Here is an 11,965-nt window from a genome sequence, read left to right as displayed (position 1 = left end):
TCCACAGGCCGGAGGCTCACCTCGGGCAGTACGGGACAATGGGCTCATGCCTTCCGTACTGCCCGATGGTGAGCCCATGCCCGAGGACGGGTCCCTGCCCGCACACGCCCTGGAAGGGGCCGGGGAGCGACCGCTCGGGTTCTACCTGCACGTGCCCTACTGCGCGACACGCTGCGGGTACTGCGACTTCAACACCTACACCGCGAGCGAGCTCCGCGGTGCCGGCGGCGTGCTCGCCTCCCGGGACAACTACGCGGGACAGGTCGTCGAGGAGATCCGGTTGGCCCGGAAGGTGCTCGGCGACGACCCGCGGCCGGTGCGGACCGTGTTCGTGGGCGGTGGCACGCCCACCCTGCTCGCCGCCGGCGATCTCGTCCGGATGCTCGGCGCGATCCGGGACGAGTTCGGCCTCGCGGACGACGCCGAGGTGACCACCGAGGCCAACCCGGAGTCCGTGGACCCGGCCTACCTGGCGGAGCTGCGCGCGGGCGGCTTCAACCGCGTCTCCTTCGGCATGCAGAGCGCGCGGCAGCACGTCCTGAAGGTCCTCGACCGGACCCACACCCCCGGCCGGCCCGAGGCCTGCGTGGCCGAGGCGCGGGCCGCGGGCTTCGAGCACGTCAACCTCGACCTGATCTACGGCACCCCGGGCGAGAGCGACGACGACTGGCGGGCCTCGCTCGACGCGGCCATCGGCGCCGGGCCCGACCACGTCAGCGCCTACGCGCTGATCGTCGAGGAGGGCACGCAGCTGGCCCGGCGGATCCGCCGCGGCGAGGTGCCGATGACCGACGACGACGTCCACGCGGACCGCTACCTGATCGCCGACTCCGTCTTCGCGGAGGCCGGCTACGCGTGGTACGAGGTCTCCAACTGGGCCACCTCCGAGGCCGGCCGCTGCCTGCACAACGAGCTGTACTGGCGCGGGGCCGACTGGTGGGGCGCCGGTCCGGGCGCGCACAGCCACGTCGGCGGCGTCCGGTGGTGGAACGTGAAGCACCCCGGTGCGTACGCGGCGGCCCTGGGCGAGGGGCGGTCGCCCGGTGCGGGTCGGGAGGTCCTGAGCGCGGAGGACCGCCGAGTGGAGCGGATCCTGCTGGAGCTCCGGCTGCGTGAGGGCGTGGAGCTGGGACTGCTGGCCCCGGCGGGCCTCGCGTCCTCGCGCAAGGCCCTGGCGGACGGGCTCCTGGTACCGGACGCCTACGAGGCGGGCCGGGCCGCCCTGACCCTGCGCGGGCGGCTCCTCGCGGACGCGGTGGTCCGCGACCTGGTCGACTAGGTCCTGTCCGGGGCTCAGGCCCTGTCCGGGCGGACGGGCCCGGGGGGTGCGGCCGGGGGCGGCCGTCCCCCCGCCCGGCCCTATGCCTCCGGCGCCGTCACGAAGTCGATCAGCTCCTCGACCCGGCCCAGCAGCGCCGGTTCCAGGTCCTTGTAGCTGCGGACCTTCGAGAGGATGTGGCGCCAGGCCGCACCCGTGTTCTCGGGCCAGCCCAGGGCCCGGCAGACGCCGGTCTTCCAGTCCTGCCCGCGCGGCACCGCCGGCCAGGCCGGGATGCCCACGGAGGACGGCTTCACCGCCTCCCAGACGTCGATGTACGGGTGGCCGACGATCAGCACGTCGTCGCCCGTGACCGAGGCCGCCAGGCGGGACTCCTTCGAACCGGGGACCAAGTGGTCCACCAGGACGCCCAGCCGCGCGTCGGGCGCCGGCCCGAACTCCGCGACGATCGCGGGGAGGTCGTCCACACCCTCCAGGTACTCCACGACGACCCCCTCCACGCGCAGGTCGTCGCCCCAGACCCGCTCGACGAGTTCGGCGTCGTGACGGCCCTCCACGTAGATGCGGCCGGCCCGCGCGACCCGCGCCCGGGCGCCGGGCACCGCGACCGACCCCGAGGCCGTCCGGGTGGGACGCGCCGGCCCCGCGGGCGGCCGGACCAGCGTCACCACGCGGCCCTCCAGCAGGAAGCCGCGTGGTTCCATCGGGAAGACACGGTGCTTGCCGAAGCGGTCCTCCAGGGTCACCGTGCCCGCCTCGCAGCGGATCACCGCCCCGCAGAACCCCGTCGCGACCTCCTCGACGACGAGGTCCGGCTCGGCGGGGACCTCCGGGACGGGGGCCGATCGCTTCCAAGGGGGCGTCAGATCCGGGTTGTAGCTGCGCATTCGCGCGACGTTATGACACTCCGAAGCGCCGTGCCAGCTCATCGCGCTGCGTCCGCACGAACGCGGCGTCGACGACGGCCCCGTGCCCCGGCACGTACACCGCCTCCTCGCCGCCCAGCCCCAGCAGCCGGTCGAGCGCCGCCGGCCAGCGTGCGGGGATCGCGTCGCTCCCGGCCTGCGGCTCGCCCGACTCCTCCACCAGGTCGCCGCAGAACACGACCTCGGGGCCGCCGTCCGGATCCGGGACCAGCAGCGCCAGGTCGTGGCCCGAGTGGCCGGGTCCCACGTTGGCCAGCAGCACCTGCCGGCCGCCCAGGTCGAGGGTCCATTCGCCGGACACCGTGTGGCGCGGGGTCACCAGGACGTCGACGGCCTCCTCCGCCGCCCGTGCGTCCACCCCTTGGCGTACCGCGTCCGTCCGCAGCGCGTCCGCCTCCCGCCGCAGCAGCTCGTCGACACCCACCGCGCCGTACACCTCCGCCCCGGCGAACGCCGCGGTGCCCAGCACGTGGTCGAAGTGCGGGTGGCTCAGTGCGATGTGCGTCACTCTCCGGCCCCCCGTCAGCGCCTCCGCCTGGGCCCGCAGCTCGGCCCCCTCGCGGAGCGTGGAGCCCGTGTCGTACAGCAGAACGGCGGTCTCGCCGAGCACCAGGCCCACCGTGGCGTCCCAGCCCGGCAGTCGCCGGCGGCCGACGCCGTCACCGAGTCGTTCCCAGCCGGACTCTTCCCAAGCGACATTCATGCGGCGACGCTATCCGCTACGACGCGGCAGGGACGCGGCCTCCTTGCCAGGAGCGATGCCCGCCGCCGTACACTGGCCGGGGGATTCCTGGCACTCGGACAGGGCGAGTGCCAAACCCGGAGCAACCGGAACGACGACAGCTGGAGGTGTGCGCCATGCTCAGCGAACGCAGGCTCGAGGTGCTGCGCGCGATCGTCCAGGACTACGTCGGGACGGAGGAGCCGGTCGGTTCCAAGGCGCTCACGGAGCGTCACAAGCTCGGCGTCTCGCCGGCCACCGTGCGCAACGACATGGCGGTCCTGGAGGAGGAGGGCTTCATCGCCCAGCCCCACACCAGCGCCGGGCGCATCCCCACGGACAAGGGCTACCGGCTCTTCGTTGACCGGCTCGCCGGCGTCAAGCCGCTGTCGACGCCGGAGCGGCGGGCCATCCACAACTTCCTGGACGGTGCCGTCGACCTCGACGACGTCGTCGGGCGCACCGTCCGGCTGCTCGCGCAGCTGACCCGGCAGGTCGCCGTCGTGCAGTACCCCTCGCTGACCCGTTCGACGGTCCGGCACGTGGAGCTGCTCTCGCTTTCCCCCGCCCGGCTGATGCTCGTCCTGATCACGGACACCGGGCGGGTCGAGCAGCGGATGATCGACTGTCCGGCGCCGTTCGGCGAGAGCTCGCTGGCGGACCTGCGGGCCCGGCTCAACAGCCGGGTCGTCGGCCGCCGCTTCGCGGATGTGCCGCAGTTGGTGCAGGATCTTCCGGAGTCCTTCGAGGAGACGGAGGACCGCGGCACGGTCTCGGCGGTGCTCGCGACCCTGCTGGAAACCCTGGTGGAAGAGCACGAGGAACGGCTGATGATCGGCGGCACCGCCAATCTCACCCGCTTCGGGCACGACTTCCCCCTCACGATCAGGCCGGTGCTGGAGGCGCTGGAGGAGCAGGTCGTGCTCCTCAAGCTGCTCGGCGAGGCCAAGGACTCGGGCATGACCGTACGGATCGGGCACGAGATCGCCCACGAGGGCCTCACGTCCACGTCCGTCGTCGCGGTCGGCTACGGTTCGGGCGACGAGGCAGTCGCCAAACTCGGCGTGGTCGGACCGACCCGCATGGACTACCCCGGAACGATGGGAGCGGTACGCGCAGTGGCACGTTACGTCGGACAGATCCTGGCGGAGTCGTAAGTGGCCACGGACTACTACGCCGTACTCGGCGTGCGCCGCGACGCGTCCCAGGACGAGATCAAGAAGGCATTCCGGCGGCTCGCCCGCGAGCTGCACCCGGATGTCAATCCCGATCCGAAGACGCAGGAGCGCTTCAAGGAGATCAACGCCGCCTACGAGGTGCTGTCGGACCCGCAGAAGAAGCAGGTCTACGACCTCGGCGGCGACCCGCTCTCGCAGGCCGGCGGCGGTGGCGCGGGCGGCTTCGGCGCGGGTGGCTTCGGGAACTTCTCGGACATCATGGACGCCTTCTTCGGCACGGCGTCGCAGCGCGGGCCGCGCTCGCGCACCCGCCGTGGCCAGGACGCCATGATCCGCCTGGAGATCGACCTCAACGAGGCCGCCTTCGGCACCACCAAGGACATCCAGGTCGACACGGCGGTCGTGTGCACGACCTGTTCCGGCGAGGGCGCCGCGCCCGGCACCTCCGCCCAGACCTGTGACATGTGTCGCGGTCGTGGCGAGGTCTCCCAGGTCACCAGGTCCTTCCTGGGCCAGGTCATGACCTCGCGTCCCTGCCCGCAGTGCCAGGGCTTCGGCACCGTCGTCCCCACGCCGTGCCCGGAGTGCGCCGGCGACGGACGCGTCCGCTCGCGCCGCACCCTCACGGTCAAGATCCCGGCCGGTGTCGACAACGGCACCCGGATCCAGCTCGCCGGCGAGGGCGAGGTCGGCCCCGGCGGCGGTCCCGCCGGCGACCTGTACGTCGAGATCCACGAGGTCCCGCACGAGGTCTTCCAGCGGCGCGGCGACGACCTGCACTGCACGGTCACGATCCCGATGACGGCGGGCGCGCTCGGCACCAAGGTGCCGCTGCAGACGCTCGACGGCATGGAGGAGGTCGACATCCGTCCGGGCACCCAGTCCGGCCAGTCGATCCCGCTGCACGGCCGCGGCATCACCCACCTGCGGGGCGGCGGGCGCGGCGACCTGATCGTGCACGTCGAGGTCATGACCCCGTCGAAGCTCGACCCGGAGCAGGAGCGCCTGCTGCGCGAGCTGGCGAAGCTGCGCGGCGAGGAGCGGCCCACCGGCCAGTTCCAGCCGGGCCAGCAGGGCCTCTTCTCGCGGCTCAAGGACGCCTTCAACGGCCGCTAGGAAGCCGGGGGAGACCGGCTCGGCACCTCGTGAGCCGGGTTCCGACACCGTCCGCCGGGGGCGGCACGCGCAGCAGGCGCCTGCCGCCCCCGGCGTTTTCGGCCGTGGCCTGCGGTCATGGCACGATGCCTGCATGTCCACCGCACTGAGCGATCTATGCCGTTACCCGATCGTGCAGGCCCCCATGGCGGGTGGCGCGTCCTGTCCGCAGCTGGTCGGAGCGGTCTGCGAGGCCGGCGGCCTGGGGTTCCTGGCCGGCGGGTACAAGACGGCCGGCGGCATGTACCAGGAGATCAAGCAGGTCCGCGGGCTGACCGCGCAGCCCTTCGGCGTCAACCTCTTCATGCCGCAGGGCGGGCAGGCCGCCGATCCCGCCGCGGTCGAGATGTACCGGCACCAGCTGGCCGGCGAGGCCACCTGGTACGACACCGCGCTCGGTGACGCCGACACCGGCCGCGACGACGCCTACGACGCCAAGCTGGCCATCCTGCTCGACGACCCGGTCCCGGTCGTCTCCTTCACCTTCGGCTGCCCCGCCCGGGACACGCTCGACGCCTTCGACCGGGCCGGTACGTTCACGATCGTCACCGTCACCTCGGCGGATGAGGCCAGGACCGCGCAGCGGGCCGGCGCCGACGCGGTCTGCGTCCAGGGCGCCGAGGCCGGCGGACACCAGGGCACCCATCGCGACGACCCGGACGTCGACCTGTCCGCCGGGACCGGCCTGCTGGCCCTCGTCACGCAGGTCCGCGAGACCGTCCAGCTGCCGATCATCGCGAGCGGCGGGCTGATGCGCGGGGCGCAGATCGCCGCCGTGCTCGCCGCCGGGGCGGACGCGGCGCAGCTCGGCACCGCGTTCCTCCTCTGTCCCGAATCGGCCGCGCACCCGCTCCACAAGCAGGCGCTGACCAACCCCCTCTTCTGCCGCACCGAGCTGACCCGGGCCTTCTCCGGACGCCCGGCGCGCGGGCTCGTGAACCGCTTCATGCGCGAGCACGGGCCGTACGCCCCCGCCGCCTACCCCGAGGTGCACCACCTCACCGCGCCCCTGCGCAAGGCCGCGGCCACCGCCGGCGACGCCCAGGGCATGGCCCTGTGGGCCGGCCAGGGGCACCGGCTCGCCCGTGAACTCCCGGCCGGCCAGCTCGTCGAGGTGCTGGCCGCCGAACTCGACACCGCCTACTCCGCGCTGGCCCACAGGAGCGCCTCATGACCGCACCCGTCTTCGTCGTCGACGCCGTCCCCGGCGCCGGTACCTTCCTCCTGGATGGCCCCGAGGGCCGCCACGCCGTCGCCGTGAAGCGGCTCCGGGCGGGGGAGGAGCTCGTCCTCACGGACGGGCGGGGCGCCTGGGCCGCGTGCGTGGTGACGGCCGCCGAGGGCCGGGACCAGCTGACCGTGGAGGTCCGGGAGGCGCACGTGGATCCCGAGCCCACGCCCCGCATCACCGTGATCCAGGCGCTGCCCAAGGGCGACCGGGGCGAACTCGCCGTCGAGATCATGACCGAGACGGGCGTCGACGCGATCGTGCCGTGGGCGGCGTCCCGCTGCATCACCCAGTGGAAGGRCGACCGGGGCCTCAAGGCGCTCGCCAAGTGGCGGGCCACGGCGCGTGAGGCGGGCAAGCAGTCCCGCCGCACCCGCTTCCCCGAGGTCGCCGACGCGATGAGCACCAAGCAGGCGGCGGCGCTCCTGGCACGCGCCGACTTCGCCGCCGTCCTGCACGAGGACCGCGACCACCCGAGCGGCGCGCTCGCCGACGCCCCGCTCCCCGCGGAGGGCGAGATCGTGCTCGTCGTCGGCCCCGAGGGAGGCGTCTCCCCGGAGGAGCTCGCCGCCTTCGAGGAGGCCGGCGCGAAGCCGTACCGCCTGGGGCACAGCGTCCTGCGCACCTCCACCGCCGGTACGGCCGCCACGGCCCTGCTCCTGGGCCGCACGGGCCGCTGGAGCTAGGGGGCGTCCTGCCGGTCCTGCCGAACTCCCGGCGTCCATCCGGCCTGATCGACAACACACCCCGTGGGCCGTACGGATCACGAGCCCGTCGTCGGCGCCCGATCAGGGGCCGACGGATCCGGCGCCACCGCGTCGAAGAGCGGCCAGCCGTCCCGCTCCGTCACCCCGTGGGCGTCCGGCAGCAGGCCGCGCGCCGCGGCCTCGTCGAGCAACCGGCGGACGGCGCCCGGCTCGTGGAGGTTGAGGTCGCGGTCCCTGGTCCCGACACTGCCGTCGGCCCCCGTCCCGTCCGACGCGTAGCGCCCGTCGCCCGACCTGAACACCAGCCGCAGTTGGGCGTGCCGGTCGTCCGCGCGGCGCAGCGTCAGCAGCTCACGGCAGTCCGGATGGACGCGGCGGCCCTCGGCGTCCCGTACCGCGGTATGGGCGTGCGCCACCGACCAGAGCCACACCGTCTCGCCCACCACCAGCCTGCGCGGCACCCGTTCACGTCTCATCCGGGCAGCCTAGGGGGCGTCCTGCCGGTCTTGCCGGGCTCCCGGCGTCCGGAGACGCCGTCTCCCGCGTCGTCGTCGGTCGGCACGGCTCCGCCCTGCCTCGCCCCCACCGCCTGGCGGCGTGGGAGGTACGCCCACCTCCGCCTCGGATCCGAGGCACCGGGACGCCGCTCGCTCATCCGGCCTGATCGACAGGACACGCCCTGGGGCCTCCCCGGCGGGCCTCCCGGACTTTCCGGCCCTCGGATTGCCCGAACCCGGTGGACGGCGAGGCCGGGTCGCTCCCTAGGCTGGCCGCATGTCCGACGAGTCCCCCCTCATCCGTAGTCTGCGCGCCGCCGTCGCCGCCGCACCGGAAGACGTCCCCCTGCGGCTGCACTTCGCCGAACTGCTCCTCGCGGAGGGGCGCGGCGACGAGGCCGTCACGGAGGCGGCCGTCGCGCTCCAGCACGCGCCCGGCGACGAGGCGGCCCGCGCCCTGATGGTCCGCGCGATGGGGCTGCCCGCGGCCCCGCCCGCCCCGCCATCCGTGCCGCCGGCCACCGAGCCCCCGGCCGCGGCCCGGACGGAGACCCCCGAAACCCCCGCCGGCACGGCCGCGTTCGACTGGGCCGCCGCCGAGCAGGAGATCGGGGACCTCGTCGGACCCCGCTTCGTCACCGGTGACGGCGACGGCCTCGAGGCGCCGCTGACCGCCGACGGCAGTGGCGACGCCGGGGACACGTCCGCCTGGGACGTCGACGGCCCCGGCGCCGTACGGCTGGCCGACGTCGGCGGCATGCAGGACGTCAAGGACCGCCTGGAGGCCGCCTTCCTGGCTCCCATGCGCAACCCCGAACTGCGCAGGCTCTACGGCAAGTCGCTCCGCGGCGGCCTGCTCCTGTACGGACCGCCCGGCTGCGGCAAGACCTTCATCGCCCGCGCCGTCGCCGGCGAGCTCGGGGCGAGCTTCATGTCGATCTCGCTCTCCGACATCCTCGACATGTACATCGGCACGTCCGAGAAGAACGTCCACGACATCTTCGAGACCGCCCGTCGCCAGGCCCCCTGCGTCGTCTTCCTCGACGAGCTGGACGCGCTCGGCGCCAAGCGCTCCCGCACCCACCACAGCGGCCTGCGCAACGTCGTCAACCAGCTGCTCACCGAACTCGACGGCATCGACAGCGCCGACAACGACGGCGTCTTCGTGCTCGCCGCCACCAACGTGCCCTGGGACGTGGACCTCGCCCTGCGCCGGCCCGGCCGGCTGGACCGCACCCTGCTCGTGCTGCCGCCCGACGCCGCGGCCCGGGACGCGATCCTCCGCTACCACCTGCGCGACCGCCCCATCGAGTCCGTCGACCTGGGCAAGCTCGTCAAGGTCACCGAGGACTTCTCCGGCGCCGACCTCGCCCACGTCTGCGAGACCGCGGCGGAGTCCGCGCTCCTCGACTCCGCCCGCACCGGCCGCGTGCGGATGATCGGCATGAAGGACCTGCTGGGCGCGGCGAAGCAGATCAAGCCGTCCAGCGAGTCCTGGTTCGCCTCCGCCCGGAACGTCGCGATGTTCGCCAACGACGGCGGGACGTACGACGACCTGGTCGCCTACCTCAAGAAGAAGCGCAAGCTGTGACCACGCATCCGCAGGTCCTCCAGGCCCGGCTGCTCTACGAGATGTGGCGCCCGCAGGAGGGCCACGAGCTGCTCGGCCGCCGCCTCGCGGAGGACCCGGACGACCACGAGGCCTGGGCGGTGCTCGGCCAGTGCCTCATGAGCCTGGAGCGGCCCTCGGAGGCCCTCGCCGCCGTGCGGGAGTCCCTGCGGCTCGAACCGCAGTACCTCGACGCCCACTTCGTCCGCGGCTGGGTGCTGCGCCGCATGGGCCGGCCGGCGGAGGCCGAGGCGGCGCAGCGCGAGGCGATACGCATCGACCCGCACGCCTGGGGCCCCCGCCGCCAGCTCGCCGAGCTGCTGCTCGAGAACGCGCCGGACAGCCCCGAGGAGGCGTTCGAGCACGCCGAGGAGGCGGTACGAATCGGGCCGGAGGAGGCCCAGCCCTGGGAGACGATGTACAAGGTCGCCGCCTTCCACGGCCGGACCGGGCGCGCCGAGGAGGCCCTCCGGCAGCTGCTGCGGATCGACCCCACGCACACCCTCGCCGTCACGGTCAGCACGGAGCGCGAGGCGGCGCGCCCCGGGACCTCCGCCGCGAAGGCGGCCGACGTGTACGCGGGCGGTCTCGCCGCGGCCCCGGAGTCCGGCGCGCTGCGCGAGAACCTCGACAAGGCCGTCTACCGGATGCTGCGCGGCACCCGCTGGCTCGCCCTGCTCTGCCTGGTGATGGCCGCCCTCACCGTCGACGTCTTCCCCACCGACGGCGAGGCGAAGGACCTGCCGGTCCACCTCGGCACCCGGCTCTGGGCGCTGTGCCTGATGGCGGCGGTGTGGGGCTTCGGCGCCTGGCGCCGCTACCGCCGCATGCGCACCGGGGCGCGCCTCACGGTGGCCGCCCTGGTCCGCCGCGCGTTCTGGCCGCGGGTCGTCCTCGGCCAGGCCGTCCTCGCCACCCTGTGCGCGCTGCTGCTGGTGACCGTGCCGTGGAGCGAACGCACGATCCCCCAGGTCCTGTTCTGGCTGGGCCTCGTACCGAATCTGCTCAGCATCACGCACGACAGGGACAAGGTCTGATGAGCCAGGTACTGGAGCGCGCCGACGCGCTCTTCGACGTCGGCCGGTACGAACAGGCCGCCGCGCTCGCCGCCCAGCACCTGGCGAGCGATCCGGAGGACGCCACCGGCCTGGTGCTGCTCGCCCGATGCCAGCACCGGCTCGGCCGGGAGCAGGAGGCACTCGCCTCCGTGGAGCGGGCGCTGAGCGCCGAACCCGGCTCGCTGCCGGCCTGGTTGATGCGCACCCACGTCCTGCTGGCGCTCCGCCGGTACGAGGAGGCCGAGGCAGCCGCCCGGCACGCGGTCGAACTCGCCCCGCAGTACTGGGGCGGCCACTACGCGCTGGGCACCGTCCTCGACCGGTCCAGCCGCCCCGAACGCAGGCGCGCCGCCTACGAAGCGGCCCGAACCGCCGTGGCCCTCGCCCCCGACGAGAGCGACGCGCACTTCCTGGTCGGCCTCACCGCCCAGCGCAACGGCGACCACGGGGTGGCCCAGCAGGCGTACGAGACGGCGCTGCGGCTCGACCCGGAGAGCAGCGAGGCCCACAACAACCTCTCGCTGCTCCATCTGCGCCGCCGCTGGTTCCGGCGCGGTGCGTGGACCAAGGCCGCCGAGGGCTTCGTCGAGTCCGCGGCCCTCGACATGAACGACCGGCAGGCCCGCTACAACCTGGAGACGATGGCCTGGAGCACGGCCGCCGGCGCCCGCTGGGTGGCCCTGCTCGGCTGCGTGGCGGCCACCTTCGGCTCGGCCCAGCTGCGCGGCGGGGGCTCCGGCGCCGACGCCGTCGTGCCCTTCCTGATCGGTGTGGCGGTCCTCGTCGGCGGCTGGGGCGGCTGGGCGCTGCTGATGACCCGGCGCGTCCCGCCCCGGCTGCGGCGCCCCCTGCTCCTGGTGGCACGCGGCTGCGGTCCGGTCCTCGCGATGGCCGCCGCGGTGGGGCTGCTCGGCCTCCAGGCGGTGCTGACGCTCGTGCTGTGGCGGGTGGACGTCTTCGCGGCGCTGGCCTATCCGCTCTTCTGGGGCACGGTGATCACCTACTGGGTGAGCCGCTCGGCCCTCCAGCGCCGCGCCCCCAAGCCGTAGGGGGTGTCTTGCCGATCCTGCCTGGCTCGGTCCGCAAGACGCCTCCCGGGGACGCCGGGAACGGAGCCGGGACCCGTCCACGAGCCCCGGGCCCCGCTCCAGGCGCGGCGGATACGATGCTGCTGTATCGATCATCGACAGGGTGAGGAGCCGGGCCATGGCCGGAGAGCCGCAGAGCGACTGCCTGTTCTGCAAGATCGCCGACGGGGAGGTGCCGGCGACGATCGTGCGCGAGACGGAGACCACCCTCGCCTTCCGCGACATCAACCCGCAGGCGCCCACGCACGTGCTCGTCATCCCGCGCGTCCACTACCCGGACGCCGCGTCCCTCGCCGCCGCCGCGCCGGCCATCGCCGCCGACGTGCTGCGCGAGGCCGGGGAGATCGCCGCCCAGGAGAAGGTCGACGGCAGCGGCTTCCGGATCGTCTTCAACACCGGCTCCGGAGCCGCGTGCCACCAGGAGCAGGGGGCGCCGCAGCCGGGGCGGGACGCGCCGGGTCATCAGCAGCGCCCAGCCGCCCCAGCCGCCGACGAGGACCGCCACACCGATCAGGAAGG

At 73.9% G+C, this 11,965-nt stretch carries 12 protein-coding genes; 9 read left to right on the top strand and 3 right to left on the bottom strand.

Features of this window, described 5'->3' with window-relative positions; genetic code table 11:
* Window positions 1-46 precede the first annotated feature (46 nt).
* Window positions 47-1,279 carry a radical SAM family heme chaperone HemW gene (gene hemW / locus EAO71_RS13525; RefSeq protein ID WP_147977966.1) on the top strand — a complete coding sequence of 411 codons (1,233 nt, stop codon included), beginning with the start codon at window positions 47-49 and terminating at the stop codon, window positions 1,277-1,279.
* A gap of 80 nt (window positions 1,280-1,359) precedes the next feature.
* Here hemW and EAO71_RS13520 read toward each other — a convergent pair whose 3' ends face one another.
* Window positions 1,360-2,166, bottom strand: a complete 807-nt coding sequence (locus tag EAO71_RS13520; RefSeq protein WP_147977965.1) for a DUF3097 domain-containing protein — start codon at window positions 2,164-2,166, stop codon at window positions 1,360-1,362.
* 10 nt (window positions 2,167-2,176) lie between these two features.
* Complete coding sequence (locus EAO71_RS13515) at window positions 2,177-2,908, bottom strand: MBL fold metallo-hydrolase (RefSeq protein WP_147977964.1); 732 nt, start codon at window positions 2,906-2,908, stop codon at window positions 2,177-2,179.
* Window positions 2,909-3,063: 155 nt separating this feature from the next.
* On the opposite strand from EAO71_RS13515, the gene hrcA reads away from it, so the two are divergent.
* From hrcA to EAO71_RS13495, 4 genes are all read left to right on the top strand, one after another.
* Window positions 3,064-4,083 (top strand): heat-inducible transcriptional repressor HrcA, encoded by a 1,020-nt coding sequence (gene hrcA, locus EAO71_RS13510; protein ID WP_147977963.1) that lies wholly within the window; start codon window positions 3,064-3,066, stop codon window positions 4,081-4,083.
* Entirely contained in the window at window positions 4,084-5,220 is a 1,137-nt protein-coding gene (dnaJ, locus tag EAO71_RS13505) for a molecular chaperone DnaJ (protein ID WP_147977962.1), read from the top strand.
* Window positions 5,221-5,353: 133 nt separating this feature from the next.
* Window positions 5,354-6,433 (top strand): nitronate monooxygenase, encoded by a 1,080-nt coding sequence (locus EAO71_RS13500; RefSeq protein ID WP_147977961.1) that lies wholly within the window; start codon window positions 5,354-5,356, stop codon window positions 6,431-6,433.
* Window positions 6,430-7,173 carry a 16S rRNA (uracil(1498)-N(3))-methyltransferase gene (locus EAO71_RS13495; protein WP_147977960.1) on the top strand — a complete coding sequence of 248 codons (744 nt, stop codon included), beginning with the start codon at window positions 6,430-6,432 and terminating at the stop codon, window positions 7,171-7,173. Before EAO71_RS13500 ends, EAO71_RS13495 begins: the two co-directional genes overlap by 4 nt.
* A gap of 77 nt (window positions 7,174-7,250) precedes the next feature.
* Here EAO71_RS13495 and EAO71_RS13490 read toward each other — a convergent pair whose 3' ends face one another.
* The gene (locus EAO71_RS13490; RefSeq protein WP_147977959.1) at window positions 7,251-7,670 is read right to left on the bottom strand and encodes a hypothetical protein; all 420 of its coding nucleotides are present in this window, start codon (window positions 7,668-7,670) and stop codon (window positions 7,251-7,253) included.
* Window positions 7,671-7,968: 298 nt separating this feature from the next.
* Between EAO71_RS13490 and EAO71_RS13485 the strand changes: the two genes are divergently transcribed.
* The 4 genes from EAO71_RS13485 to EAO71_RS37670 all read left to right on the top strand — a co-directional run.
* On the top strand, window positions 7,969-9,282 hold the full coding sequence (locus tag EAO71_RS13485; RefSeq protein ID WP_147977958.1) for an AAA family ATPase: 1,314 nt from the start codon (window positions 7,969-7,971) through the stop codon (window positions 9,280-9,282).
* Entirely contained in the window at window positions 9,279-10,337 is a 1,059-nt protein-coding gene (locus EAO71_RS13480; RefSeq protein WP_147977957.1) for a tetratricopeptide repeat protein, read from the top strand. Before EAO71_RS13485 ends, EAO71_RS13480 begins: the two co-directional genes overlap by 4 nt.
* Window positions 10,220-11,407, top strand: a complete 1,188-nt coding sequence (locus EAO71_RS13475; protein WP_315986592.1) for a tetratricopeptide repeat protein — start codon at window positions 10,220-10,222, stop codon at window positions 11,405-11,407. Before EAO71_RS13480 ends, EAO71_RS13475 begins: the two co-directional genes overlap by 118 nt.
* A gap of 157 nt (window positions 11,408-11,564) precedes the next feature.
* Window positions 11,565-11,965, top strand: a 401-nt coding sequence (locus EAO71_RS37670) for an HIT domain-containing protein (RefSeq protein WP_187282663.1), incomplete at its 3' end; no start/stop codon positions are given.

Source organism: Streptomyces sp. MS191, assembly GCF_008042125.1.
Classification (GTDB): domain Bacteria; phylum Actinomycetota; class Actinomycetes; order Streptomycetales; family Streptomycetaceae; genus Streptomyces.
This window is presented reverse-complemented; position numbering and strand designations above follow the sequence as displayed.